General features: G+C 29.9%; 11 protein-coding genes and 1 CRISPR repeat array (1 of these 12 only partly in view). Of the genes, 1 reads left to right on the top strand and 10 read right to left on the bottom strand.

What is annotated here, in order from left to right:
• Positions 1 to 1,504: a CRISPR direct-repeat array (repeat unit 32 nt; unit sequence ATTTCAATCCACGCACCCATAAAGGGTGCGAC) (it extends 1,478 nt beyond the left edge of the window).
• 131 nt (positions 1,505 to 1,635) lie between these two features.
• The 10 genes from cas2 to BQ5450_RS06275 all read right to left on the bottom strand — a co-directional run bounded on the left by cas2 (position 1,636) and on the right by BQ5450_RS06275 (position 13,089).
• Positions 1,636 to 1,929, bottom strand: coding sequence for a CRISPR-associated endonuclease Cas2 (gene cas2, locus BQ5450_RS06320; protein WP_010245148.1), 294 nt, complete (start codon positions 1,927 to 1,929; stop codon positions 1,636 to 1,638).
• Between the two features lies 1 nt (position 1,930).
• A complete protein-coding gene (cas1c, locus tag BQ5450_RS06315) occupies positions 1,931 to 2,962 on the bottom strand; it encodes a type I-C CRISPR-associated endonuclease Cas1c (RefSeq protein WP_071126323.1) in 1,032 nt (343 codons plus the stop codon).
• A complete protein-coding gene (gene cas4 / locus BQ5450_RS06310; protein ID WP_010245155.1) occupies positions 2,959 to 3,612 on the bottom strand; it encodes a CRISPR-associated protein Cas4 in 654 nt (217 codons plus the stop codon). The genes cas1c and cas4 overlap by 4 nt, the downstream gene beginning before the upstream one ends.
• A 1-nt stretch (position 3,613) precedes the next feature.
• Positions 3,614 to 4,468 carry a type I-C CRISPR-associated protein Cas7/Csd2 gene (gene cas7c / locus BQ5450_RS06305; RefSeq protein WP_071126322.1) on the bottom strand — a complete coding sequence of 285 codons (855 nt, stop codon included), beginning with the start codon at positions 4,466 to 4,468 and terminating at the stop codon, positions 3,614 to 3,616.
• On the bottom strand, positions 4,461 to 6,404 hold the full coding sequence (gene cas8c, locus BQ5450_RS06300; protein WP_071126321.1) for a type I-C CRISPR-associated protein Cas8c/Csd1: 1,944 nt from the start codon (positions 6,402 to 6,404) through the stop codon (positions 4,461 to 4,463). Before cas8c ends, cas7c begins: the two co-directional genes overlap by 8 nt.
• A 13-nt stretch (positions 6,405 to 6,417) precedes the next feature.
• Positions 6,418 to 7,122, bottom strand: a complete 705-nt coding sequence (cas5c, locus tag BQ5450_RS06295) for a type I-C CRISPR-associated protein Cas5c (RefSeq protein WP_071126320.1) — start codon at positions 7,120 to 7,122, stop codon at positions 6,418 to 6,420.
• Positions 7,123 to 7,319: 197 nt separating this feature from the next.
• On the bottom strand, positions 7,320 to 9,887 hold the full coding sequence (locus tag BQ5450_RS06290) for a CRISPR-associated helicase/endonuclease Cas3 (protein ID WP_071126319.1): 2,568 nt from the start codon (positions 9,885 to 9,887) through the stop codon (positions 7,320 to 7,322).
• Between the two features lie 148 nt (positions 9,888 to 10,035).
• Entirely contained in the window at positions 10,036 to 11,007 is a 972-nt protein-coding gene (gene pta / locus BQ5450_RS06285) for a phosphate acetyltransferase (protein ID WP_010245169.1), read from the bottom strand.
• A 52-nt stretch (positions 11,008 to 11,059) separates the two neighbouring features.
• Positions 11,060 to 12,034, bottom strand: coding sequence for a dihydropteroate synthase (gene folP / locus BQ5450_RS06280; RefSeq protein WP_071126318.1), 975 nt, complete (start codon positions 12,032 to 12,034; stop codon positions 11,060 to 11,062).
• A 59-nt stretch (positions 12,035 to 12,093) separates the two neighbouring features.
• Positions 12,094 to 13,089 carry an MBL fold metallo-hydrolase gene (locus tag BQ5450_RS06275; RefSeq protein ID WP_083379743.1) on the bottom strand — a complete coding sequence of 332 codons (996 nt, stop codon included), beginning with the start codon at positions 13,087 to 13,089 and terminating at the stop codon, positions 12,094 to 12,096.
• A 47-nt stretch (positions 13,090 to 13,136) separates the two neighbouring features.
• Here BQ5450_RS06275 and BQ5450_RS06270 point away from each other — a divergent pair, with 47 nt between their 5' ends.
• Positions 13,137 to 13,553 (top strand): hypothetical protein, encoded by a 417-nt coding sequence (locus tag BQ5450_RS06270; protein ID WP_071126317.1) that lies wholly within the window; start codon positions 13,137 to 13,139, stop codon positions 13,551 to 13,553.
• Positions 13,554 to 13,837 lie beyond the last annotated feature (284 nt).

The raw sequence follows: 13,837 nt of genomic DNA, 5'->3' as shown, positions 1-13,837 counted from the left end.
CAATCCACGCACCCATAAAGGGTGCGACGTACAGGATTTTATGATACAGATATAGAGCTTGGAATTTCAATCCACGCACCCATAAAGGGTGCGACAGAACATTTGAATTTAGCATAGATGCACATGAAATTATTTCAATCCACGCACCCATAAAGGGTGCGACCTGCATCTTTTTTGCTTTTAAGATGTGCGTGCTGGATTTCAATCCACGCACCCATAAAGGGTGCGACTCGTTGCAATCACTAGCTTAGAGCGTGTTCCCAAAAATTTCAATCCACGCACCCATAAAGGGTGCGACATAATAGATTTATAACAAGTTTCTTCTATTTATAGATTTCAATCCACGCACCCATAAAGGGTGCGACGTGGTAAGCGAAAGTGAACTTGAAGCTGCTGAATTATTTCAATCCACGCACCCATAAAGGGTGCGACTTTTAGGTGCTAGAGTAGAAGTTTTAAAAGACGAATTTCAATCCACGCACCCATAAAGGGTGCGACCTGGCATATCACCTACGTTATACCTTAAAATTAGTATTTCAATCCACGCACCCATAAAGGGTGCGACCTGGCATATCACCTACGTTATACCTTAAAATTAGTATTTCAATCCACGCACCCATAAAGGGTGCGACAAATTATAACACAACAAAGGAGTGATTGCAATAGTAATTTCAATCCACGCACCCATAAAGGGTGCGACTTGTTGGCAACTTGATACAAGGTAAGGCAGATTTTATTTCAATCCACGCACCCATAAAGGGTGCGACGAATTTGAATCTGATTTAGATTTAGAAATTTATCAAATTTCAATCCACGCACCCATAAAGGGTGCGACATCAAAGATTTACTCGATAAAGGGGTGGAAAAATATTTCAATCCACGCACCCATAAAGGGTGCGACATGTGGATAACATTAGCAAGTCCTGTCTTTCTACCATTTCAATCCACGCACCCATAAAGGGTGCGACATACAAGCATTGAGTCTGAGGTTACTTACATGAATTTCAATCCACGCACCCATAAAGGGTGCGACAAGTCAAATGTATACACTTGATAAAGATATAAGAAATTTCAATCCACGCACCCATAAAGGGTGCGACTGAAAAGACGTGGGAACTTTTAAACTTTAGAGAGTTATTTCAATCCACGCACCCATAAAGGGTGCGACGTATCATTGCTCTCATTATTTTTTTTAAGTGCCTGTATTTCAATCCACGCACCCATAAAGGGTGCGACTATGAGATTTAAAGGAGTTAGAAAATGAATAACGTATTTCAATCCACGCACCCATAAAGGGTGCGACATTATCAGCAGTAAAAATAATATTCTCGCCTTTTTGATTTCAATCCACGCACCCATAAAGGGTGCGACTTGATGTGCAAGTTTGCCTAGTGATACCTTATAAATTTCAATCCACGCACCCATAAAGGGTGCGACACTTCTTTTTTGTCACTTGTACAGATAATTCTGTTATTTCAATCCACGCACCCATAAAGGGTGCGACTGCATTTTTTAGACATTTTCATCAATTAAAAAAAATACAGCTAATCATTTTTTTAGAGTTTTGTTTCTTTTTTACTATTTTTTGTGAGTTAGTTTATATGTTTTTATGTTTAACTCTAATTCTCATATCCATTATAACATAAGTAAATCTTTTTCTGGATTATAGGAATCATCTTTTCCTAATGTTTCTACTCTTCTCTCCCAATTTTTCCCTAAATTATAAATTCTTATTGAATCTTTTTGCGGATCAATTATTTTTATAAGTTTGTTTTTTATTTCTAATAAATCTGCTTGATAAATATTTAATTCAAATACTGAATTTTGTACTCTTTGCCCATAATCAACACATACTTTTGATACTTGCCTAAGTCTTTTTTTGCCTTCAGATGTTATTGTTTCTACGTCATATGTTATTAATACTTGCATTTTATCCTCCTATCATAAATGGTGGATAAGATTCTATATCTCCTCTTATGTATGAATTTAAAAGTTGCGCCTGTATATGAGGAAGTAATCCTATTTTTATATTTTCTTCTATAAATGTGTGATATATCTCATCTTGTTCTTTTTTGTTCCAATTTTCTAATACTATTTGTCTTCCTTTCTCGTTTAATAATGTTGCCCCATTTTCTTTTACTTCAAAATGATTTTTATTTATTCTGCCTAAGTTTATCATTGAAAGAGAAAACTTATCAACTAAAAGGGCTCTCATTTCTTCTATTATGTCTAGTGCCATGCTAACTCTTCCCGGTCTATCTGTGTGAAAAAAACCTGCATAAGAATCTATTCCAACACCTTCAAGTGCTGCTGCTATATTATTTGTAAGTAATGAGTATAAAAAAGAAATCAATGCATTGAATCTATCCATTGGTGGTCTTTTTGATCTCTCTATAAAGTAAAAGTCTTCTCTTTGTTTTATAATTAGTTCATCTAATACAGAAAAATAAAATCTCGCTATAGTCCCTTCAATTCCTCTCACACTGTCTTTATTACTACAGTTTCTAATTTCTAACATTAATATCTTTATTGCGTCTATTGCTTCTTCTAATCTTAATACATCCACTTTATCTTTGTGGTCTAATTTTCCTCTTATTAAAATTTTTCTAGAATTGTAGGCTTTGGCATAAATTATATTTTTTACAAAATCTAAGGACTCTTCTGATTCCTGCATTTTATATTGTTTTTTCCTTGTGTAAATATTTCCATAAGATGCACCTATTACTCTGCCACAATATTTCCCATAGGGTGTAAAAAATGTTATTGCAACATTTTCTTCCATGCACATCTTCATAAGAGCTGGGCTTACTCCCATATAGTTAAAGCAAACTATTTGTTTTAAAATGTGGATAGGATATCTTGCTACTCTTTTTGAATCCAATGTTACTGATATATTCCTTCCTTCTTTTTTAAGATAGTAATCTGGATTTGTCACATAAAGTGTGTTTAATAATTTTTTCATAACTCTGCTCCATAAATATAATTACTAACACTTTTTATCTTTTTTGTGAGTCTAGGTCTACATTCTTCACAAAGTGAACAAAGTTTGCAATTTTTAAAATATTCTGCTCTTGGTATGTATTTGTTTTTGTAATATTCATGCATTTTTTCTGAAGAATTTATTGTTAAACTTCTAAGTTCTTCTGTGAATTCTACTTTTTCTCTTGTATCAGTTTCGTTGTAGTAAACATATCCATATTCAAGTTTTATGTTAAAGTCCTCTTCTATACAAATTGCTTGTGCCATTAGTTGAGCGTTGTCATAATCATATTTTTTCTTTTTTCCTCGTTTGTATTCGACAATTATTGGTTTCCATTTTCCGCTTCTATTTTTTAGTTTGATTCCTTCTTCTGACCTATGAAATTCTATTACATCAAGCCTGCCCGAGAGCCCCAAAGTTTTGGAACTCACTGACATTGCTCTTGATATTATTATATTTTTTCTCTTCTCTTTTATAAAAGGTTCGTCTGCTTTTTCGTGAACTATTTGACCTTGTGCTGTGAAAAAATTTTCTGTCCATATATTTTCTATATGAATAAGTGCCCACTGTCTTTTGCAAAACAAAAAGTGTTGTAAACCACTTAGCATTAAATAGTCGTCTTCAGCATACATTTTAAATCCCTTTAATATATTCTAATCTTATTCCATTTTCTTCGTATTCTTTTAATTTTTCTTCATCTAATCTTATATTGTAATTTTCGTATTTTGGTTTTAAAGTTTCTGCGTCAGGCAAATCATATCTTAAAAGTTCTTTTATTTTTCCACTTGATACATCGCCAACTTTAGAAGAATGATTGAACCAGAATATGTCTTTAACTTCCATTGAGCCATCTGGTCTAGCTGAAGATATATCATTTATAAATAAAGTTTTAATACACTCTTTTAAAGTTTCTATATCATTTTCATTAAAACCAGTTTTTTCTGCAAAGTATGAATTAACACTTCCATTTACTACATAAATTCCATAATCTACAAAGTGTTTTGTACCCATGGTATCTGCACTTCTTGTCTTGCCAGCACTAGGCTCCATTCCACTTATGCTTTTTGTTATTTGCATTGTAGTTACTTCTATGGGCTCAATTGATTTTGCAATAGAAATGCTTACTGGTCCTCTTATTCCAAGAGCCCTCTTTTGATAAGTAAATACTTGCCCAAAAGATCTTATGTCAATCCACATTTCGTTGGCTCTTTTTTCGACTTCTTCATCACTTACATCCTTTTTAAAAATATTTTCAAATCTTTTTTCAAGAGATCTAAATCCATCATCACTTCTGTCCAAAGATTTTACAAATATTTCATTGCCCATATCTTGCATTCTATTTCTAATTTTTCTTTTTAAGCAAACGTCACTAATTTCTCCAAATCCACGATTGTCAATTCTAGGCATATTACCAGTAAGTGGGTCCCCATTTGGATTAGCTCCAGAAACTTCAATCGTGAATATAAAATCTATTTTATTGTTAATCATGTTTTTCCTCACTTTCTAAATCTTTTTTATCTTCTCTTTTTGTAAATAAATCTTTCATTTGAGCTTCGTATCCGAATATAAAACCTGGCCCTAGTGGTCTATTGTTTTCTTTTAACTTATAATCATAATTCTCACTCAATAGATTTGAAACTTCTCGTATATCTCTTTTTATTTTAAAATATATTCCTCTTTTAGATTCATTGACAATCAATTTATCTTCATAAGGTCTTAGTAAATTTCTAAGTCTTAAATTCATTGTTACAGGTTTATTGACATAACTCGTCCATAGTTTTTCTGCATTAGTTACTCTTTCGTTATCAGTATCATAAGTAATTTTTTCTAATCTTTCATAGAGTGCTAAAAGTCTTCCAAATAAGTAAGATCTATCTGTATCTTTTCTATCTAACATATCGCTTGTTATTCCCTCCTTTTCTTTTAAAACTGCTAAAGCACATAGCTTTACTTGTGCCCAAGATTTATCATAATTAAGTCTATTTCTTATGTTCATTTCCAATGCATATGAAATATTTTTTGGCATATCTCTACCTTCTATTATTGATGCCAAAATATTTTTATATTGATCTGTGACAAACTTCTTTTTAGATACCTCTAACCCCTTTTCTCTCTCAACTCCATAAGCTGCTAGTATTAGCATAAGTGGACTTGGTGTGTAATTTTTTATTTCACTATCTTTAGTGTGCTTAATCCAATTATATTTATTTTGCCAACTCACTAAATTTTCTTTTAACCTTGAACTATCCATCTCTCTAAAATATTTTACAGCAACCCTTCCATTGCTAACTTTGTCAACTATCGCCATATAATATTTTGATTCATTTGAAAATAAAATCTTTCCACTTGTAAATGACTTAACTATGTTTTCTGAATTTTCATCAGATATTTTCTCTTTTTTAAGAATTCCAGAGCTTTTTATGCCATCTTTTTTCCCTAGTAGGGATAATACTCCTCCAACATTTTCAATTTCAACACTCTTACCTGGATCTAGTCCAGATTTGTTTTGTATATCATCAGAAAACCAAGAAAGGGCATAAGTGAATTCTCCAAGCCATCTAGATGTTTTTTCTCCATCTAAAAGAGATTTTGCCATTTGAATAATTTTTTGACTAGATTCTTTTCCAATTTTTATAGTATTGTCTGGCTTTTCAAATCTACCTAAATAGTTTTCATTGTTAGCAGTTATTTGAGAAATTAATCTTGCAGAACCTATTAAAGGTTTATGCTTTAAACACAAAAAATCTTCTTTTCCGCTAATATTACAAATTATTTTTTCAGAGTCTTTGTCCCTTTCAAAGGTCTTTCTAGTATATTCTATAAATTTTTGTTGTAAATTTTTATTTTCAGAAAGGCTCAAGTCTTTTTTCTCATCATAATTTTGGATTTTAAAAGTTAAAAAAACTTTAGAAAAATCTATGTTCATCTTCTTTGATTTTTTATCAGAATTATCAATAAATCCAACATTTTTATCCTTTAAAATTTTATATTCTTTAAAAAGTTTACCTAATATTTCTTCAAAAACCTTTTCTTTAATGATAAAGTCATGAATTATCTTTACAAAATCATCTTCACAAGAATTTAACCAAAACTCCTGTTGCTCTATATACGCATTAGATTTTTTGGTGTCCTCTTGAATTACATAATCAAAATTATCAAATAAAGGATGTGGCGCAACCCCACTAGAACGAGCAACAGAATCTTCTGTAACTGGAAAAATTACAATTTCATTTTCATTTAAAAAATGAGCATCAACTAATTCACTTTTTTTATTTACAAGAATCTCTACAATATTTTTCCCATTAGACTTCATAGAATTGTGATAAATAGGTAAAATTAAACTTGATTTATTATCTAAATCTCCCACTAAATTATTTTCAAGTCCATAGTTATAACTATCGTATAAAGCTGTCAAAAAACTCAATATATCACCTCCATCAATAATCCTTTAATTCCTCATCAACTGTCTTAGTAAGACTTGGCTCTTTAAAAGAATAGTTTGAAACTTCATTTATTATCGGACATTCCTCTGGCTTTGGATAAACTATCCTCCCATTTTTCATGTTAATTGGTGCATAAGCTGATTTTAAAATTTCTCCAGATTCCCTTGGATAAATAAATCCAACAAACATAAGCCCAAATCCCTTTGATGTGTCATCATAATATCCAATATCATTTTCATATTCTTCTTCAGTTAGAATATCAATATAACCCATACATTCAGACACCCCTAAAAATATTGGTCTTCTTCCACCTCTTCTAAGGGATCTTTCTGTTATAGATTCGTGTTTATTAAAATTTCTGTCATTTTTCAAATCTTCTCTATACTCATTCCATTCAAAATGAAATTTCACATAATAGCATACATCCGTCAAAAATGTATATGCACTAAGGTCAGATTTATAATCTTTTAAAAGAAGTCTTATTCCTTGAGTATAGGATTCAATTTTATTCATTATTCTAACTTCGTCAATCACATTTAAAATTGTGGGTTTAAAATAATTTGCATCAATTATACCTTTCAAAACTTCTCCCGTAGGAATGTCATATGAAATTTTTTCTCCCCCACTCTTGCTTTCAGGAGCAGTAATTAATGCCTTTGCCCCGTAAATTTTTGCGTAAAAATATCTTGATTTATTCATAATTCACCTCCTCAAGCTTAAATTAAAATAACTTCCTTAATTACATATTAATATGAAAATTTATTTTTGTCAACTGTTTTTGAATTTTAAATTTTTTATTTTTTTGATATAATAGATTATCAGCAAGAGCTGTGGATTGAAAAATATTTATATGGAAAATAGACCTAATTAATTTAATAGGTCTTTTTTCTTTGGTATTATAAAATCATCCCTCCAAGACTTTTAAAATCTAATCCAAATTTTTTATCATAATAAATCTCTGGCAAAATATACACTTCTCCATCTAATATTTTGTCGCAACTACTCACATCTTTTTCTCTAATTGCAACTGTGTGTCTATTTAATTTTTTTAAAATTACCTTTAATTCCTTTAAAATATTTACATCATAAGATTCCAAAAATTTCTCTTCCAAATCCCAAATTTTCTTAATTTCTTCCCTTGTTTCGTCATAGTTTACTATGGCTGTCTTCTGGTTTTCTTCAATAAGCTGAAATTTATTATATGCCTTCTTAAAAGATTGAAATAAATTTAAAATCATTTTTTCTTCTTGTGCATAAAGAAATCTATCTTCCAAATTTTTAATATTTTCATCTTTAGTTTTTAATAAATTGTCAATTTTTTCTGGATTTTCAGACAGCCATTCCAAAATAGGAGAAAAATTATCTTCATTTAAATTTGCGTATAGTTTCTCAAAATAGTCCTCAGTCAAGCACTTAAGATCAAAATTTTCTTCTACTTCTCCCAAAACAAATTGGCTGGCACTTTTTCTCTCATCGACACCTTTTAATAGAGATGACTTTTCTTCATTTTTGTCCAAATTTATTAAATAAGTATATGCAATTTCTTTCTTGCCCTCTCGATTACACCTTCCCATCGCTTGAATTACAGAGTCCATCCCAGTTAAAGACCTTATCACAAGATCAAAGTCCACATCAACTCCAGCTTCTATTAATTGAGTTGATATTACGCAAATTTTTTCATTATTTTTTAATCTTTTCTTTATCTCTGAAATTTTTTTGAGTCTATCATTGGCAGTTAAATTTGTCGTAAGATAATATAAATCTTTTTCATCATAATTTTCTTTTAACAAATCATATAGTTTTCTAACTACACTTTTTGTGTTTAAAATAATTAAATTTGACTTGTAAGGATTTTCCAGAACTAAATCTCTTATATCTTCTATACCATACATATCTCTAATATTTCCAAATATTTTTAATTTAGCCCTTTCAAAAACACTGCATTCATAATTTTTTAAGTCAATTATATCTTCATTTTTTCCATCTAAATCTCCATAAAAAAGTTTATGTTTTAAATAATTTGATGCATTTGTTGGTTGAGTTGCAGTGGATAACACAATAGTTACATTCATTACAACTTTCATAAAATTTAAAGCTAAATTTGTTAAATATAAAAATTCTGTTGGAATAGATTGCCATTCGTCCAAAATAATTACAGAGTTTATCATTGACTTAAATCTAGTTAAATTAGAAGATTTACCTTTGAAAATAGTATTGTAAAATTGCACTGTTGTAGTCAATACTACTGGAGATGTCCAATCATCTAAAAGATATTTCTTTCGAACCTTCTTTATTGAATCATCGATATCATCATTTGTCTTGCTATCATAGTCTTCGTCAATAATATTTGAGTGATGTTCAAGTATATAATCATCGTTGTCAAGCACATCTTTCATTTCCTTTGCATTTTGCTCAAGAACAGAAAGAAAAGAAGTTACATAAAAAAATCTCTCTTTATTTTGATAATTCATTTGATTAATGCCATATCTAAGAGATAATAAAGTTTTTCCAGCGCCTGTCGGAAGATCAAGTTTATAAATTCCAGTTCCGTCTTCCTTTGATCTATTTAAAATATCTTCTGCTATTTCATTTCTCACAATATTTAACTTGCCGTCTGGATTTCCAAAGGAAGCATATTTATTTTCTACATTTTTTTCAAAACTCTTAATAACTTTTTTGAGTTCTTCTTCATCTTTTTTTATAATTATTTCATCATAAGAATTTATAGTGTCCTTTATATCTGCTGATTTTAAAATTGAAACCAAAAGCCTTATCATCATGCCTTTATAAAAAAATAGAGCTTCATTACCTTCGCTAAATTTTGAAGAAACATTTTTTAAACTCTTTAAAATTTCTGCATATTCACAAAAACCTTTGCAAAATAAATCTTTTATGTAAATATTTTTTGATTCAAAAAACTTTTGTGAATCTTCATAAAATTCATCAATATTTAAAATTCTTTCATTATTAATTTTTTTATCTTTATAAAGACTATTTTCAATTTTTTTAATTCTATCAAAACTTGTAAAAACAAACTCATTTTTATCATTTTTTCTTACCATATCATACTGACCATGATGGGACATAATCGTGTAAATTAAAATATTTGCATAATCTCCCAATTCAAAAACTAAAGAAGAATCCTCATTTAAAATAGAAAATAAATCTTGCCAATTATCAAATTTTTTATTTTCAACATCTCTATTAAAGTCTTCATAAATTTTTAAAATAAAAAGTCCACCCAAAGTAGAATGATCCACTAAAGCATTGCTATTTTTAGTGATCTTTTCTTGAAAATCGTTACTTGCCTTTCCAATATCATGCAGAAGACCAATTAAAAAAGAAAGATTTGCCATGTGAACTTTCTCTCCAATAGCTTTGCATTCACAAGCAGTATTGACTAGATGCGAAAATAAATCTTGTTTTTTATTACCATCAATGTGTGCATATAACTTATCTAACATTTACTTCACCCTTATAAATTATTAATCTAATTTAATTATATTGTAACCAAAAAAATATTCAATCTATATTAAAGATTTTTTAATTTTCTATATCTTTTAAAATAAAAAAATAAAGACTCCCATTGGAAGTCTTTAAGTCAAATTTTAATTATAAAACTGCTTGTGCTGCTGTTATAATTGCAAGTGAATATACTTCATCTTCTGAGCAACCACGAGATAAGTCATTTACTGGGGCATTAAGTCCTTGAAGGATTGGTCCTATTGCTTCAAATCCGCCAAATCTTTGTGCAATTTTGTATCCAATATTTCCTGCTTCTATGTTAGGGAATACAAACACATTTGCGTGACCTGCAACTTCTGAACCTGGTGCTTTTTTATTTGCAACTGATTCTACAAAAGCTGCGTCAAATTGAAGCTCTCCGTCTATTGCCATTTCAGGATTTTTTTCTTTAGCAATTTCTGTTGCTTCTGCAACCATTGTAACTCTTTCATGAGATGCTGATCCCTTTGTTGAGAAAGAAAGCATTGCAATTTTTGGATCCATTCCAAATTGTCTTGCTGTTTCATTTGAAACAAGTGCAACTTCTGCAAGTCCATCTTTGTCAAGGTCAATATTTATTGCACAGTCTGCCATTAAATACATTTCTTCATCTCTTAACATAATAAATGCTCCTGAGCATCTCTTGTATCCTTCTTTTGTTTTTATGATTTGAAGAGCTGGTCTAACTGTATCTGCTGTTGTATGTGCCGCACCTGATACAAGTCCCTTAGCTTTTCCCATATAAATTAACATAGTTCCAAAATAATTATGGTCTTTTAAAATTTCCTCAGCATCTTCTTCTGATACTTTTCCCTTTCTTCTTTCTACAAAAGATTTTACCATTGCATCTTTTTCATCATAATTAGCTGGGTTTAAAATTTCAAGATTTCCTAATTTTACTCCTTCTTTTTCTGCAAGAGTTTCAAGTTCTTTTTTATCTCCAAGAACTATTGGTTTAATATCTCCATCTTCATTAAGTCTAATTGCTGCTCTCAAAATTCTTGGATCATTGCCTTCTGGAAAAACTATTTCTGGTTTTGATGATCTTACACTAGCTTTCAAATTTTCAATTAATGACATAATGTCCCCCTTTTTTTATTCTAAATATATTATATCTCTTATAAAAAATAATTTAAAGTGAATAAGGTTTGAAATTTACATCTTCAATAACTTCATTCAATCTAACAGAATCAGCAACGAGTTTTGCAAGAAGATGATGTTTCATTGTGTGAACTCTTAGCACTTCAACACCTTTATATGAAGCTATTGTAGTAAGTGCAGCTGATGCTTCATCTCTATTTTCAAAACCTTCTTCATTATTCCCGTCTGCGTCAATATTATTTTCACTTAAAATATTTGTGATAAATCTCTTTCTAGAAACTCCCAAAAATATAAAACATCCAAAATCTCTTATTGTATCAATTTTATCAATTAATTTTAAATTTTCCTTTTTTGTAAGAGCAAATCCAATTCCTGGATCAAGCATTATTCTTTCTCTTTCAATTCCATTTTCATGAGCACGAAGAAGAGCCTTTTCAAAATACTTTTTCATAACTTCAACAATATCCATATCTTCAAAGGATTTCAATTCTTCTTCTGTAAAAGCACCTTCTCCACCAAAAGATGGAAAATTTGCACTACTTTTGTGTTTTGGCCTTGCAATTTTTGGATTAAACATTACAATTGCACCTACATCACTTTTACCAACAACTTCTGCCATTTTGGGATCACCCATAAATCCAGTTATATCATTTACAAAGTCGACCCCTGCTTCTATTGCAGCTTCTGCAACATCAGCTTTCCAAGTATCTATAGAAATTGGCACATCTGTCATCTCTTTTAATTTTTTTATAACTGGAATAACTCTACTTATCTCTTCTTCAACTTCAACATAAGTCGAACCCGGTCTTGTTGATTCTCCACCAACATCAATCATCCTAGCTCCAGATTCAATTAATTCCATTGCTCTTTTTACAGCTTTGTCCACTCCAAAAAATTTTCCACCATCAGAAAAAGAATCTGGGGTAACATTTATAATTCCACATAAAATTGTTTCCTTACCACTTTCTAAAACTTTATTTTTGTACTTACAAATTAATTCTTCCATTATTGTCCCATTCTCTCCATTTTTTTATTATTTCTAAACTTATATTAAATCAAAAAAGATTAAATTGCAAAATACTTGAGAACTCCATTCTCATCTTTTTTAACACCAGCTTTTCCTATTGCTCTTAAGTATTCAAGATGAGCATGAGCCTCTCCTGCTGCAAAAAACTTTTGTGTATTTGGGAATTCTGAAAAATCTTTTGCTCTCATATCCCAACTCATATTCATGGCAATATCTCTCACTGTGCACTCTTTATTTCTATTTAAAGTTTCAAAAGCTTCACCTATTCTCTTTTTGTGATGATTTTCTAGCTCATCAATTCTCTTTGGCACATCTTCTATTAAATCTCTGTGAGATGAATAAATATGATCAATGGGAAGATTTCTTAATTTTTCAATATTTTTTAAATATCTTCCCAAACTATCTCCCACTAGAAAATTCCAAAAAGTAATATTTGGAGTAATTTTTTTAAGAAGGTGATCTCCACAAAATAAAATCTTCTTATCTTTTTCATAAAGACCAACCATGCCAGGCGTGTGTCCAGAAAAATCCATTCCTGTAAAACTGAAATCTCCAACTTTTAAAGTATACCCCGGATTAAAAGAAATATATGGAAACTCATTTTTAGGTCTATACCTAAAGCCTGCATGCTCCCAAATTTTTAAATTATCTTCATCAAGACCTTGCATATGAGTTGTACCCATAACTTCTCTCCATCTCTTAGAATTCGCATCAGCCATTGAAGACATCATTTTGTAATCAATATCTCCCATATAAATTTCCACGCCAAGTTCATCAGAAAACCAATTTGCAAGACCAGTGTGATCAGAATGAAGATGAGTTAAAAATAAAATTGTTTTATTTAAATTAACTTCCATATCCTTTATAAAGGACAACATTTCACTTTTTATCTCTTCAGTATTAAAACCTGTATCGATAATCATTGCTTCGTCTTTCGACTTTACCATATAAATATTAATACTTTTAAGCGGATTTCCCTTTAAAGGAATTATTTTACAAAAAATTCCATCCTGCAATTTTTTTATCTCAGACATATTTCCTCCCAAAGCTCAATTCATGTATAATAAATAAGAGGTGAATTATGAGCGATTTTTTATTAAAACTGTTCAAAGTAGAAACAATAAACAAACTACCTATTGACAAATTATACCCTATTATTGAAAACTTAGACGATTATCAAAGGACACTAATATCAAGTTCTTATAAAATTGATATTTCTAAGTTAAACGAAGAAGAACAAAATAAAGTTTTGTACGAAAAAATTTTATCAGAATTTGAAAAAACTCTTATGAACTTTGATGAAAAAGAGCATAAGAGTTTCTACGATTTTTATAACGGTGCAGTAGATTATTCAGACGAAAATGTATATGTAAACATGAAAAAATTTACAGCACTAGGCATAATGTATTTATTTCTATCAAAATCAGGAACATACTTTAACTTTGTAATACCAACAGAACTTATTGAAAAATATGAAGAACTTTTAAAGTCAAGTTGATAAAAATCTAGAAATATCTACTTGCTATTTCTTTTTTATTTTACTGATAATGACAAATTTCTTGTAAAGATAAATTATCATAACAAGTACAAAACAAAATAAACTCCTAACTAACTTAAACCGCATTAATATATAAGAGATATTTTCTACTTAAAATCAAAGGATAAATATCTTGTAGAAAAAAATATTGCATATAATAATCCGAACATAACTAATAAATACTAAAATTAATAAGCTTTACTAAGATCAATTATTTTCAAAAAATTGGACAATAAATTTACAAA

The organism is Peptoniphilus lacydonensis, assembly GCF_900106515.1.
In the GTDB taxonomy this organism is placed as follows: domain Bacteria; phylum Bacillota; class Clostridia; order Tissierellales; family Peptoniphilaceae; genus Peptoniphilus_A; species Peptoniphilus_A lacydonensis.
The sequence above is the reverse complement of the archived record's forward strand: the minus strand, read 5'-3'. Positions and strand labels throughout refer to the sequence as shown.